Genomic DNA, 12,557 nt, shown 5'->3' with positions numbered 1-12,557 from the left:
TGTTTTATTAACGAATCCGACATTGTAAGCAAAACGCCGCTTTGTGGGCGGCGCTTTGTTTTAACAAATGTTGCAGTGCAAAATATTGATGCAATTTTGCCCGCTCAGCAAGTTACTTACTTCTTCTTAGGAGTTGCGTCCTCAGCATTCAAGAACTCAACGCGACCGTTCTCAACCACGCCCATAACAACGTCTTTTGCCTTGATGGCTTCGTGGTCAGTTGCAGAGAATGGCTTGTTGTAAGTGATCACAACACCATCAACTGGGGTTTTGAGATCTTGCAAGGCTGCCAAAATCTTTGGTCCTTCAGTGCTCTTAGCTTGCTTGATCGCTGCAGCCAAAAGGTATACAGAGTCGTAACCTTGAGCAGCAGAAACTGGAGAAAGGATGTTGTTATTTTTTGGCTTGAACTCTTTTAAGTAAGCCTCTTGGAATGCCTTACGCTTAGCAGTGGTGGATGGTGACTGAATATAGGTTTGTGGCATTGTTGCGCCATCACCATTCTTGCCTGCTGTATCAATAAAGCTAGCCATAGACAATGTCCAGCTACCGATCATTGGTTTTTTCCAACCTAACTTCGCCATACCGTTTGCAATTTGCGCCAACTCAGGTCCGATTGCGTAAGTCAAAATTACTTCAGCACCAGCATTTTTTGCTTTTAGCAATTGTGAGGTCATATCCACGTCGCCAATATTGAATTTCTCAACAGCAACTGGAGTCACGCCATAACCTTTTAATGCCTTCTCCAAATCTTCACGACCCAATTGGCCGTAGTTAGTAGAGTCAGCCAAAATTGCGACTTTCTTCAAGCCGCGCTTCTCAACTGCTTCTTTAGCAATCATTGGTGCTTGAATGTTGTCAGCTGCAGCATTACGGAAAACATAGTTTTCTGGGGCATTGGGGAATTGCTTGGTCAAGATAGAACCAGTAGCAACGTTATTCATCACCGGAATCTTGGCATCTTGATAGAAACGTTGGGAAGCCAATGCAACACCAGTATTGATGTAGCCCAAAGTGGCAACCACTTTTTCGTTATTAATCAGCTCTTGCGCAATTTGCACACCACGCTCATTTTTTGCTTCATCGTCACGCTCAATCAAAACAATCTTGTTGCCATCGATACCGCCAGCAGCATTGATTTCTTTTGTTGCAAGACGCACGCCGTCACGCATACTGACACCCATTGAGGATGAACCGCCTGTAAACGGACCTGCTACACCTAATTTGATATCGGCAGCGTAAGCGCCGGTTGTGAGCATTGCAGCAGCAGCTACCGCAAAGATGTGATGACGAATATTCATAAAGTCTCCATGACTAAAAATTACTAATTAAATAAATACTTTTTTATAGGCACTACAAATAACGAAGAACTATCTTACTGTGATTGCTAGGGCAAAAAAAGGGGTATCTATTAGGGTTTTACATTACCCAGGGCTTATGCTTTGGCAAGGCCCTTTTTCAGGCTGGGCCAAAACAAGTTAATAATCAAGCCAGTGATCACTAACCCTGCAGCCATCATCTTCCATAGGGGCAGTGGCTCACTCAAGAAAAAGGCGGAAGCCCCCATTCCAAAGATGGGCACCAATAGGGGTGCTGGTGCGACTACCGCAGCCGGGTGTTTTGAAAGCAACCAACCCCAAGCGGCATATCCAAAGAGCGTATTGGCCCAAGACTGCCACAGGACTCCTGCCCAACCCCAGGCGGTGGCAGAAGTCATTGCGCTAGCCATGCCCTCTGTGCCACCCTCGAAGAACCAGGAAATCAAGAGAAGTGGCGGTATCGAAAAGGCGCTGGCCCAAACCACATAAGAGAACATATTGATCGCACCTGCGCGGCGGCTCACGGTATTGGCTACGCCCCAGGAAAATCCTGAAAACAGCACCAAGGCCAAACCGACGAAAGTTGTATTAGCATCCGTGTGCAGCGCAATAATCCCCAAACCCGTCATGGCAATGGCTACGGCTACCGCTTGATAGAGCCTCAAACCCTCTTTGGCAAAAAACATCGCAAAGCCAATAGTAAAAAATACTTGGGTCTGAATGACTAAAGAGGCCAAGCCCGGTGAAATCTTGCCGTCAATCGCGAAATACATCACACCGAACTGCCCCACCCCAATGGCGCAACCATACAGACAGAGATTTTTCCAAGAGGCTTTAGGTCGCGGGACAAAAAATACGAGCGGTAATAAAGCAAAGATATAACGCAGCGCCGCAAACAGAAATGGTGGAAATTCTCTTAAGGAGACTTTAATGACCACAAAGTTTGTACCCCACACCGCCACAATAGCTAGTGCTAATAAAAGATGGCTGAGAGGTAGCTGATGACTTTTGTGTGAGCTATTCACCAGTGAGCAACTCCGCAACGCGCTGCGCAATCATCATGGTTGGAGCGGCGGTGTTACCTGAAGTAATGGTCGGCATTGCAGAAGCATCCACCACACGCAAATGGCCAATGCCTCTCACTCGCAATTGAGAATCGAGCACAGCCATAGGATCATCATCACGCCCCATTTTACAAGTGCCTACTGGATGAAAAATCGTAGTACCAATATCACCCGCTGCTTTTACCAAGTCTGCATCAGTTTGATATTGCACACCCGGTTTGTATTCCTCAGGAGAATAGGGTGCTAATGCAGGACTTTCCACAATCTTGCGAGTTAAGCGCAAAGACTCTGCCGCAACTTTGCGATCTTCTTCTGTGGATAAATAATTGGGGTGAATTACTGGTGGCGCTTCTGGATCTACAGAATTAATATGCACACTACCTCTTGAAGTGGGTCGTAAATTACATACGCTGGCAGTAAAGGCGTTAAACGCATGCAAGTCTTCGCCAAACTTTTCAAGCGAAAGAGGTTGTACGTGATATTCCACATTGGCACTCGGTTGTTCGGGCGAACTGTAAGCAAATGCGCCTAATTGGGAAGGCGCCATTGACATGGGACCCGACCGCTTCAATAAGTATTCCAAGCCAATCATCATCTTGCCAAACCAAGAGTTAGCCTTGGTATTGAGTGTCTTGATGCCATTGACTTTATAAACCATGCGCAACTGAAGGTGGTCTTGTAGATTCTCACCAACGCCCGGTAAATCGGCAACCACTGGAATGCCTAATGCAGATAGACGGCTAGCGGAGCCAATACCCGAGCGTTCTAGGATTTGCACGCTGCCAATTGCTCCAGCACACAACAAGACTTCACTGGCATCATCATTGGCGCAAAGAGCTTGCGCAGCAGCGCCGTCTTTGAGGTACTCCACGCCCAAACAATTTTTCGTTTGAGGATCCATCTTGAGTTTGGTGACGACTGCCTCAGTAATCACCGTGAGATTGCTACGCTTCACCGCATCCTTTAAAAATGCTTTGGAGGTATTCAGTCTCCAGCCCGCGCGCTGACTCACATCAAAGTAACCAACACCAAAGTTGTCGCCACGATTAAAGTCATCTGATGAGGGAATGCCAGCTTGCACCGCAGCTTCTCTAAATCTATCCATGATGGGCCAGCGCAGGCGTTGCTTCGAGACCGTCCACTCACCACCTTTGCCATGCCACTCATTAGCACCGCTGTGATAATCCTCAAACTTTTTATAGCGTCTCAATGCATTTTGCCAAGACCAAGACTCATCTCCAGTAGCTTGAACCCAAGAGTGATAATCGCCCACCTGGCCGCGCATATAAATCATGCCGTTGATTGAAGAACAGCCGCCTAGCACTCTGCCACGGGGGTAAAGCAGTGAGCGGCCATTCAGCCCTTCTTCCGCAACCGTTTTAAAACGCCAATCGGCTCTGGGGTTATCAATGCAATACAAATACCCTACTGGAATATGAATCCAGATGTAGTGATCGTTTTTACCTGCCTCAATAAGCAGCACCTTTTTGTTGGGATTCTCAGTCAGTCGCTTGGCCAGCATACAGCCGGCACTGCCTGCCCCAATGATGATGTAGTCGTAGGTATTTGCTTGTGTCATATGGTTTACGTCAGATAAAACGATATTCGCTGGATGCCCTATTGAATACCTATTTTGTATTTATTTAGGGCTTCTCTAATGCGTATTATTTACCAAACCCAAAAATCGAGCCTCTAGCCAGCATAGCTCAATACCCGTCTAAAATGAGCAGATGCATATTAATGAGAAGAATCGCACGCCCAAGCTAGATGAGGTCGATGAGGGCCCTAGCAAGTCTGAGCTCAAGCGCCAAATGACTGAGCGCCAGAAATTGGCGGAAGTCCTAGCGGCTTTAAGTAGCGATGCCCTAAAAACCATTCCTCTGGATGAAGCGATCAAAGTAGCGATTGCTGAAACCAATAAGATCAAAAGTTTTGAAGCGATTCGTCGTCATAAGCAATACCTTGGCAAACTCATGCGCTTCTTGGATGAAGAAGAACTCGATGCCATTCAAAAAAGGTTAGATGCGATTCAAGGGGTCAGCAAAGCAGAAACTGCCAAGCTCCATTTTTTAGAAAGCTATCGTGATCGCCTAATTTCTAACGACGAAGCTTTTACTAAGATGATTGAGCAATATCCTGATATGGATATTCAGAATATGCGGACCCTAATTCGGAATGCGCGCAGAGAAAAAGAGCAAAACAAACCGCCTAAAGCGTATCGCGAAATCTTTCGGGTGTTAAAAGATATGGGGCTTTAAGGTTAACTCTACCAAGACTCTGGTTTTGTAAGCTTTGAATTTGGAATGCTTAATGGTAGTTGTGAGGCGGCAATATGATGCACGCTGAGAATTTTTTTCCAATCAGCATTTCTTGCTAAATCGCCAGAGATATGACGATGATCCCCGCTTCGAATTGGTGCCACAATTCCTATTCGCAATTTGGGGTGATGCCGCTTAACTGCCGCCAATGCTCCCTCTAAATCAGAATCATTGGAACAAATTACTGCTTGATCATAGGCGCTTGTCCATGCCCCTGTTATGAGATCGGAGGCCAAGTTAACATCCGTCTTTTTTTCATTAAAGTCATAAACCTGAACAATTTGTAATTCAGGCGCCTGAGGAATCGGCTTTACCAATCTTTGATGTGGTTTGCTAGCCAATATTTTCCCTTCAATGACAATCAAGGTCTTAGGATGCATTATTTTTAAGGCCTGCAGGTATTGACGCTGTCGCTGAGTAGACCTAGGGTCATCTGACATCCTGCCCAAAACAGGCGCAGTGTAATACCGCACCTCAACCAGAAGAGCGGTTTTATCTAAAACATAGCTTGCAAATAAATTTACGATATTGAGCCATTTTAGATTTGAGCCTCGTAACAACCCATAGTAAAGGTTATAACCATCAATATAAACAATAGTTTTAATATTTTTGCCATCCTTAAAAAGACAAAGCCACCCGAAGGTGGCTTGCCGCCCCAAAAGCATTTGAATAAATCAAACGGTTATAGGGTGAGTCGTATCTGTAATTTTACACTCATAATTTAATAGATCAATTAACTTATTCTAAGAGTGGTATTAAATCTACGTAATTTAATCAGTCAATTTTTAATTTACGTGAAGGCACTTCTACCCAGCGGTAGAGATAATTGGCAGCCATCCAACTACCTACCAATGCCATCATCATTAGTGCGAGCGCTAAAGCACCATCATGCAAGCGGCTCATGCCCCAGCCTATGTAGAGACTGTTGGCTAACAGAATAAATGAGAAATGCAATAAGAATGCGCAATACGATCTGCGACTGCTCCACAAAATCGCATTAAAGAGTTTATGTGGCTCAATTGGCTTGTGATCTCGGGCTTGATCCTTGTATGCCCAGTCGCCAAAAAAGATGAGTGCGATTGCCACGAGATACGCTAGGATATTTCTTAGCCAAAATTGCTGAAAACTCGCAATCACAATCGCCACGCCGATAAAGACAAACACGATTCTGGCAAAACGGTTCACCAATGGATCTGGGTAATTTTTACAAAGCTGGGCAAGTACTCCTAAGCCATAGGCCCCGATAAAGTAAATGAAATAGTTTTCGTACTCCCCTAAGCGATTGAAGTAGAGCAAGGAAGTGACGCACAAGACCATCAAGATCCAAATCACAGATCGAAAGCCTGGAAACATGCCCAGCATTAAAGCCAAGATGGCATAGAGCTGCCAATCAATCGCTACATACCAAACACCAGCAGAGATGGCGTCCAAGCCTAAGATGCCTTGCAAGAAAAATAAATGGGCTAGCAATTGACCAAACGTTTCAGATTGGCCAACGAATTCATCTTGCACCCAAAAACGCGCTACCCATGCACAGGCGATGGTCAATAGCAGCGCCACAATATATGGGGCGAACAGGCGCAAGTAGCGATTAATAATCGTCTTCAGAACATCCTGAGGAGTTTTGAGATTACTAGTCTTGCTTAAAGACTGCGCCGCAAGGTAACCGCCCATCACTAAAAAGATTTGTACCGCATAGCGACCATATTCAAATAAGAAACTCATCGCCCCTGGCAGAACTAACCGCGCATCTTCTGCGATCTGGCCATAGCTCGAGAGGTGATGCAAGATGATGGTGAAAGCGGCAAAAGTCTTTAAGAAATCGACCAGCAGAAAATGGTTTTTTGACTGCACTACTTCGCTTTAGTTTTGCCCATTAAAGAAGCTAGCAAGGGATTAGCACTTGCCAGCTCTTTTTTGGTTTTTGCTTTATCTGCTGCAGTGAGCTTCGGTGTCTTGGCAGCGTTTTTTATACGCTGCGCAGTCACCAGAGCCAAGTTTTTATACAGATCGGTCTTTTTCATGGTCATTGGAAAGCCCTTCTGCCCAGATTACCGTACAAATTACTTAACAATCGAGCGCGCTGCAATGCCTAAGAATAACAATGACCAACCTTGCAAGAGCAACTCAATCGCGATCAACAAACCAGGCAACCATAAACTTGCTGCTGGGAAGTTATTCATGATCAATACACTCATCAAAATGGAGATCGCCGCTGAAAGCGCCAACCAAATCCACTCATTAAACTGACGATGCTGAAAAGCTGAAATTAAACGTAGCACGCCAGTCACAAAAAAGATCGCTGCGAGCCAAAGGGTAATAGCTTCAAGTGCTGGAATTGGGAACGCCCAAACATAAAGTGCGCCAGCAATGTACAAAATACTAAAGATGATCTGGATGCCAACACTCTTCCAACCGCTGGATTGAAATGCATGAATGCCCTGGAGTACACCACCGGCAAACAAAAAGATGCCTAAGACGTTAACCGAGATAAAGGAGAACAATACTTGGCCTGCAACACCAATCATGCCGAGCACGATCAATAAAATACCGATGCCAATTAGTGCGCCTGGCACATTTGCTGCCGCACCTAAAACCTTAGTGCGAATTTCGTTAATCTGTGCTGTGTTCAGTTCAGCCATATTTATGCCCTCTCAGTGGTTAATACATCAAGAAGTCTCTACTGTATCAATAAAATCTGACAAAATCGCCCAAATCGGTACTGAGCTAGTAGAAGTAAGGGTCAGCTGAACCCGAAAGCTTGAGCACCTATAAATACGGGTATTCTGTATCCTTTTACAAAATAACCAATACCCCCAATGGATAACACTCTTACCGTCATTCTTGGCATTGTTGCCATGCTCCTGCCACTCGTAGTGGGTCGCCTGGTGTGGAAACGCTTTGATCAGTACTTTGGTCGCAACGACGAAGCCTATATGGACAGCCTGGAATATTTCTTGAAAAAAATAGGCTTAACAATCTTGGTGGCTTTTGTTCTGCTGTGGATCGGCATCAGCCTAGTATTTAGCGGCAGTGCTGGCTAAGCAGATAAATAGACCAGCAAAGAAATAAGATGAATGAACAACTCAAAACCATTCTGAGCAAGGCAACACTAAACTTCGTTGTTTTGGGGGTTATCCTCATCATTGCTGTCTTGGGTAAATTTACCAACCCTGAATTTACCAATACGGTGTTTGTGACAGCCGATCAACTAGTCTCCGACCTCTATCTCGTCTTTATTGCCATTACCTTAGGTGCTTTTATTCCCAACTTCAAACTGGTTGTAATTGGCGCGATTGCCGCTTTTATTGGAGCAGTAGTTCTTATTCAAGCTGGCATCTTTACCTATTTAACGACTGACTACGTTTTTGCCATCCTCATGGTTACTTTGGGATTTGCCTCCATTGCCAATCTCTATCGGCACTATCGGGAGTTTCGGTTTTAAGCGAGCTAAGCACGCTTAATACAGAGAATACGGATCCCCATTCAATCGGGGCTTTTTCATTTAGCAACTACGCGGCCATTTGGAAGACGCGGATACGCGGCTCAATTACGTTTTGCAGATTTCTCTTGGCCATTCGTATATCGTACTCAGACTGTAAGTTCAACCAAAAGCGCGGCTCCATCGAGAAAAACAGTCCGAGACGAAGGGCTGTATCAGCAGTAATGGGGCGGGTACCGTGAACAATTTCGCTAATACGACTTGGGGATACATCAATATCTGCCGCTAGCTGGCGAGCAGTGATACCCATGGGTTTCATAAAGTCTTCTAGCAAAATTTCACCAGGGTGAATTTCATCGAGTAATTTTGTTTTCATCCTATCCTCAGTGGTAATCCACAATTTCTACCTGATAAGCCCCATCTTCTTTCCAGATGAAGCAAATACGCCATTGACTATTGATGCGAATACTGTGCTGCCCTTTGCGTTTTCCGCTGAGTGACTCCAGCATATTTCCAGGAGGAATTCTCAAATCCAATAAATCAATGACTGCATGTAATTGCAATAACTTGCGTCGAGCCACCCTTTCAATGTTTCCAAACTTGCGTGATGGTCTGTTATTAAATAAGTCTTCTGTCAGCGCACAAGAGAAAGAACGGATCATGCAATATGATATTCTGTATAACAGAATCTGTAAAGTGGAATATTTATCACTTTTTGCTGATTCCGCATTACCAGCCAGCCCCACTGGAACAGAACCTGTTTGTTCAAATTTTAGGTGAGCTTTATACCCAATCTGTTATATAGAACGGACTTTTCAGTATTTGAAGTAATAACCATATTCCTAGACAATATAGGGCTATGTACAAATATGACCATATTGACCAAACCCTTGTAAATCAACGGGTTGCCCAATTTCGCGATCAGGTAGCTAGGCGCCTCAATGGCACACTAGCCGAAGAAGAGTTCCGCCCGTTGCGACTACAGAATGGTCTGTATCACCAACGCCATGCTTACATGCTGCGGGTGGCTATTCCTTATGGCTTATTTAATTCCAAGCAGCTTCGCACTATGGCGCTGATTTCTGAAAAGTATGACCGTGGCTATGGCCACTTCACCACCCGTCAAAACATTCAATACAACTGGGTGGCTTTAGAAGACACACCTGATATTTTGGCTGAGCTAGCCAAAGTAGAAATGCACGCCATTCAAACTTCAGGCAACTGCATTCGCAATATTACGAGTGATGCCTTTGCTGGTGTCGCTGGTGATGAATATGTTGATCCGCGCCCCATCTGTGAATTACTCCGTCAATGGTCAACACTGCATCCTGAGTTTGCCCATCTGCCGCGCAAGTTTAAATTTGCAATCAATGGCGCCAAAGAAGATCGCACGATTTTGCTTTGTCATGATGTTGGTATTGAACTCAAAAAAGATGTGCAAGGTAAGCTCATCGCTGATATCTATGCTGGTGGTGGTATGGGTCGTACGCCGATCTTGGGCTCACTCATCAAGACAGGCTTGCCATGGCAACTATTGCCTAGCTACCTGACTGCCCTGCTCCGCGTATATAACCGCTTTGGTCGTAGAGACAATCTGTATAAGGCTCGTATCAAGATTCTAGTAAAGGCTTTAAGCCCCGAAGAATTTGCCCGCCAAGTTGAAGGTGAGTGGCTATTTAATAAAGATAGCGATGACAACTTCACTCAAGCAGAATGGGATCGCGTTGCCAAGCACTTTACTAAGCCAGCTTATAAGAACTTAAATGCGCTTACCAATGAGCAAGTCATCCATACCGCAAGCGAGGCAGATAAAACTGCATTTAGTAAGTGGTTAGAGCGCAATGTCAAACCTCATCAAGTGCCTGGTTATGCCAGTGTGATTTTGTCACTCAAACCCCATGGCACAGTTGCACCTGGTGATGCTACTACTGCACAGATGCTAGCAATTGCTGATTTGGCAGACCAATATAGTTTTGGTGAATTGCGCGCCACTCATGAACAAAACTTAGTACTTGCTGATGTAGAGCAAGAAAAACTCTATGCGCTCTGGCAAGAAGCCAAGAAACAAAAAGTAGCGCTACCGAATGTAGGCTTACTTACTGACATCATTGCTTGCCCTGGCGGCGATTTCTGCTCTTTGGCCAATGCTAAATCACTACCGATTGCCAAGGCTATTCAGGAACGTTTTGACGATTTAGACTATTTGTTTGATTTGGGCGATATCAGCCTCAATATTTCAGGCTGCATTAACTCTTGTGGCCACCATCACGTTGGCAATATCGGGGTGCTTGGTGTCGATAAAGACGGTGAAGAGTGGTATCAAATCACTCTCGGTGGCGAGCAAGGTAATGATGCCGCTATTGGCAAGGTCATTGGACCCTCCTTCTACGCCGATGAGATTCCGGACGTCATCACCAATATCATCAATACCTACGTAGAGCAACGCAGTGATGATGAATCATTTATTGACACTTATCGCCGTCTAGGCGTGACCCCATTCAAAGAAGCTTCCTATAAGAATGCCAAGAAGAAAGAGAAGGTAGAAGTTGCGGGGGATTCTGCATGAGCCAAGCTAATGTAAGTAATAGCACTGTAATTGCTGCACATGAGCAAATTTTGTATTTCCCAAAAGGTGGAAAACCCAGTCTTATACCTAATGAGTGGCTCATCTGGAACGGAAGCCAGGATGAAGGTGGCTTACCCGATCTAGAACATGGCAAACAGAATGTTTTAGTGCCTTTTGCTTGGTGGGTACAGCACCATAAAGAATCTGATATTCAGAGCAAAGCAAAGACAGGTCATATTGGCGTGTGGTTTGCCGCTGATGACGATATCTTGAAACATGCTGAGCTGGTTGAAGAAGGCAAAAAGGTATGGCCTCTCGTGGCAGCGCACTTTCCCATCTTTAGAGATGGCAGAAGCTTCAGTACCGCAGCTTTATTGCGTGATCGCTTCCAGTGGCAAGGTGAAATTCGTGCGATTGGGGATGTATTGATTGATCAATTATTGCAAGGTGCACGTGTTGGTTTTGACAGTTTTGCACTACGTCCAGACCAAAATGTGGATGTGGCTTTAAAACAATTTGACTTATTCTCTGTGACTACGCAAAACAGTTGGCGCGGTAAGAGATCCTTACTTGCAACAAGCTAAGCACTGTCCATGAATAAACATTCTTCAACTCTGGGTACAGTTTATCTAGTTGGCGCTGGCCCTGGAGCAGCAGACTTGATTACTGTCAGAGGCGCCAAGCTCCTGGCCAAGGCGGATATCGTCTTTCATGATGCCTTGGTAGATGAAGAGATGTTAGCTCTCTGCCCCAATGCCATAAAAGTACCAGTGGGTAAACGTTGTGGCCAACTTTCTTCCGCTCAGCAATTTATCAATAAGCGTTTAGTCGATGCTGCCTCACAATATCAAACGATTGTTCGCCTTAAGGGTGGAGATCCGATGCTCTTTGGTAGGGCTGATGAAGAGCTTCAAGCCCTTCATCAAGCGGGGATTGCTGTAGAGATCGTTCCGGGTATTACTGCAGCATTGGCAGGCGCTGCCAGCATTGGGCAATCGCTCACCCTGCGAGGCGTCTCGCGAAGCGTGGCTTTTGTGACCCTCGCTCAAGCAACTGAGGGCGCCCAAGAAGAGCAAGGTCAAAAAGTGCAACAACCCATCAGCAATCCTAGTGCTGATACCCTGGTGTATTACATGGGTCGCAAAGATGCTGCTAAGATTGCCCAACAACTGATCTCGCAAAAACGCAATCACACGAAAGATACCCCAGTTCAAATATTAGAAGCGGTAAGTACCCCTCGTGAACGGCAATGGGTTAGCACTTTAGGTGAGCTTGCTCAAGGAAAAGCGGAGCATTGGTTTAATGTCCACTCTCCAGCGCTGATTTTGGTCGGTGAATCACTCAGATCCACTAATATCGAGTCTGCAGAAAACTTAGAGGGCTCTAACTCCAAAATCAACGATGGCTTGCAATACACTGGAGTCCTCTCCAACCGCAGGCGTCGCGCTTAAAACGATATTCGGAAACTGCGCCTTGCAGGCATCGAGTAGAACGGGGAAATCATTTCTTAAATGGCCGCCCTGCCCAAAAAATACTGGCACCACTGTAATCTGCGTGGCACTCTGAGCGCTTAAGTTGGCCACTGCCTCTGCCAAGCTAGGCTGCATCATCTCTAAGAAAGCCAGCTGCACTGGGGTGCCAGACTGCTGTTGCTGCCAAAGGCTTGCCAAGCGATCAAATGGCTCACGCCACCGACTATCGCGGGCTCCATGACCAAATAGGATAATAGCTTTCATATGGGTTTTCTTTACTGAATAATTTTTAATAGCCGCAACAATGAACTGCAGTAATCTTCAGGATGTAAGCTTAACCCTAAATACTTATAAACGTATTTGCATCGATTAGATA

Annotated in this window: 16 protein-coding genes; 6 read left to right on the top strand and 10 right to left on the bottom strand. The window is 45.4% G+C overall.

Annotated elements, in window-relative coordinates; genetic code table 11:
* Positions 1-116: 116 nt before the first annotated feature.
* From C2757_RS01915 to C2757_RS01905, 3 genes are all read right to left on the bottom strand, one after another.
* Positions 117-1,301 carry an ABC transporter substrate-binding protein gene (locus tag C2757_RS01915; RefSeq protein WP_215375438.1) on the bottom strand — a complete coding sequence of 395 codons (1,185 nt, stop codon included), beginning with the start codon at positions 1,299-1,301 and terminating at the stop codon, positions 117-119.
* Positions 1,302-1,435: 134 nt separating this feature from the next.
* Positions 1,436-2,344 (bottom strand): EamA family transporter, encoded by a 909-nt coding sequence (locus tag C2757_RS01910; protein ID WP_215375435.1) that lies wholly within the window; start codon positions 2,342-2,344, stop codon positions 1,436-1,438.
* Positions 2,337-3,962, bottom strand: coding sequence for a GMC family oxidoreductase (locus tag C2757_RS01905; protein ID WP_215375432.1), 1,626 nt, complete (start codon positions 3,960-3,962; stop codon positions 2,337-2,339). The genes C2757_RS01910 and C2757_RS01905 overlap by 8 nt, the downstream gene beginning before the upstream one ends.
* Positions 3,963-4,113: 151 nt before the next feature.
* Between C2757_RS01905 and yjgA the strand changes: the two genes are divergently transcribed.
* Positions 4,114-4,641, top strand: coding sequence for a ribosome biogenesis factor YjgA (gene yjgA / locus C2757_RS01900; protein ID WP_215375429.1), 528 nt, complete (start codon positions 4,114-4,116; stop codon positions 4,639-4,641).
* A gap of 8 nt (positions 4,642-4,649) precedes the next feature.
* On the opposite strand, the gene C2757_RS01895 is transcribed toward yjgA, so the two are convergent.
* From C2757_RS01895 to C2757_RS01880, 4 genes are all read right to left on the bottom strand, one after another.
* Positions 4,650-5,366: an NYN domain-containing protein gene (locus tag C2757_RS01895; RefSeq protein WP_215375427.1), complete on the bottom strand. Its 717-nt coding sequence runs from the start codon at positions 5,364-5,366 to the stop codon at positions 4,650-4,652.
* Positions 5,367-5,475: 109 nt separating this feature from the next.
* Complete coding sequence (locus tag C2757_RS01890; protein WP_215375424.1) at positions 5,476-6,555, bottom strand: acyltransferase; 1,080 nt, start codon at positions 6,553-6,555, stop codon at positions 5,476-5,478.
* Positions 6,555-6,731, bottom strand: coding sequence for a hypothetical protein (locus C2757_RS01885; RefSeq protein WP_215375421.1), 177 nt, complete (start codon positions 6,729-6,731; stop codon positions 6,555-6,557). The genes C2757_RS01890 and C2757_RS01885 overlap by 1 nt, the downstream gene beginning before the upstream one ends.
* 33 nt (positions 6,732-6,764) lie before the next feature.
* Positions 6,765-7,343: an HdeD family acid-resistance protein gene (locus C2757_RS01880; RefSeq protein WP_215375419.1), complete on the bottom strand. Its 579-nt coding sequence runs from the start codon at positions 7,341-7,343 to the stop codon at positions 6,765-6,767.
* Positions 7,344-7,520: 177 nt separating this feature from the next.
* Between C2757_RS01880 and C2757_RS01875 the strand changes: the two genes are divergently transcribed.
* Complete coding sequence (locus tag C2757_RS01875; protein ID WP_215375417.1) at positions 7,521-7,745, top strand: hypothetical protein; 225 nt, start codon at positions 7,521-7,523, stop codon at positions 7,743-7,745.
* A 29-nt stretch (positions 7,746-7,774) separates the two neighbouring features.
* Positions 7,775-8,146 (top strand): hypothetical protein, encoded by a 372-nt coding sequence (locus C2757_RS01870; protein WP_215375415.1) that lies wholly within the window; start codon positions 7,775-7,777, stop codon positions 8,144-8,146.
* A 67-nt stretch (positions 8,147-8,213) separates the two neighbouring features.
* On the opposite strand, the gene C2757_RS01865 is transcribed toward C2757_RS01870, so the two are convergent.
* Positions 8,214-8,519: a HigA family addiction module antitoxin gene (locus C2757_RS01865; RefSeq protein ID WP_215375414.1), complete on the bottom strand. Its 306-nt coding sequence runs from the start codon at positions 8,517-8,519 to the stop codon at positions 8,214-8,216.
* Between the two features lie 7 nt (positions 8,520-8,526).
* Positions 8,527-8,805 (bottom strand): type II toxin-antitoxin system RelE/ParE family toxin, encoded by a 279-nt coding sequence (locus tag C2757_RS01860; RefSeq protein ID WP_215375412.1) that lies wholly within the window; start codon positions 8,803-8,805, stop codon positions 8,527-8,529.
* A gap of 197 nt (positions 8,806-9,002) precedes the next feature.
* Here C2757_RS01860 and C2757_RS01855 point away from each other — a divergent pair, with 197 nt between their 5' ends.
* The 3 genes from C2757_RS01855 to cobA are packed head-to-tail and all read left to right on the top strand — an operon-like array spanning position 9,003 to position 12,160.
* Positions 9,003-10,709, top strand: a complete 1,707-nt coding sequence (locus C2757_RS01855) for a nitrite/sulfite reductase (RefSeq protein WP_215375410.1) — start codon at positions 9,003-9,005, stop codon at positions 10,707-10,709.
* Positions 10,706-11,293, top strand: coding sequence for a DUF934 domain-containing protein (locus C2757_RS01850; RefSeq protein WP_215375408.1), 588 nt, complete (start codon positions 10,706-10,708; stop codon positions 11,291-11,293). Before C2757_RS01855 ends, C2757_RS01850 begins: the two co-directional genes overlap by 4 nt.
* Positions 11,294-11,302: 9 nt before the next feature.
* Positions 11,303-12,160 carry a uroporphyrinogen-III C-methyltransferase gene (gene cobA, locus C2757_RS01845; RefSeq protein ID WP_251366769.1) on the top strand — a complete coding sequence of 286 codons (858 nt, stop codon included), beginning with the start codon at positions 11,303-11,305 and terminating at the stop codon, positions 12,158-12,160.
* Here cobA and C2757_RS01840 read toward each other — a convergent pair.
* Positions 12,083-12,475 carry a sirohydrochlorin chelatase gene (locus C2757_RS01840; RefSeq protein ID WP_256438134.1) on the bottom strand — a complete coding sequence of 131 codons (393 nt, stop codon included), beginning with the start codon at positions 12,473-12,475 and terminating at the stop codon, positions 12,083-12,085. The genes cobA and C2757_RS01840 overlap by 78 nt on opposite strands.
* Positions 12,476-12,557: the final 82 nt, after the last annotated feature.

The sequence above is a fragment of the Polynucleobacter sp. MWH-Svant-W18 genome (assembly GCF_018687495.1).
Lineage (GTDB): Bacteria > Pseudomonadota > Gammaproteobacteria > Burkholderiales > Burkholderiaceae > Polynucleobacter.
The sequence above is the reverse complement of the archived record's forward strand: the minus strand, read 5'-3'. Positions and strand labels throughout refer to the sequence as shown.